This window comes from Streptomyces sp. WM6386, from assembly GCF_000972385.1.
In the GTDB taxonomy this organism is placed as follows: domain Bacteria; phylum Actinomycetota; class Actinomycetes; order Streptomycetales; family Streptomycetaceae; genus Streptomyces.
Genome location: NZ_JXTE01000685.1, coordinates 1 through 345, shown reverse-complemented (window position 1 = coordinate 345; position 345 = coordinate 1). Strand labels below are relative to the sequence as shown.

Here is a 345-nt window from a genome sequence, read left to right as displayed (position 1 = left end):
GTACCGGCCCGGGACGCCCGCTCCGCCCGCCAGGGCACCGGCCCGTCGAGCGCCCAGTCGACCTTGAAGGTGGCGAAATCCCACTGGAACCTGCGCAGGTCCTCCCGGAACTGCGCGGGCAGGTGCTCGGGGTCGACGAGATCGCCGTACAGGGCGGGCACCGACACGTCCGCCAGCACCGCGCGGCGCGCCACCACCGCCTCACCCCCTGCCGTCCGCACTCCGACGGCCCGCCCGCCGCGGACGACGACCCGCGCGACGCGCTGCCCGCAACGGATCCGTCCGCCCCGGGACTCAAGGCGCCGGGTCAGGGCCTCGGTCAGGGCCCCGGCACCGCCCACAGGG

Annotated in this window: 1 protein-coding gene; it reads right to left on the bottom strand. The window is 77.1% G+C overall.

Annotation, left to right across the window (positions count from 1 at the left end; all coding sequences use genetic code 11):
* Nucleotides 1-345: phytoene desaturase family protein (locus tag TN53_RS43235; protein WP_046264412.1), on the bottom strand; the 345-nt coding region annotated here is incomplete at both ends.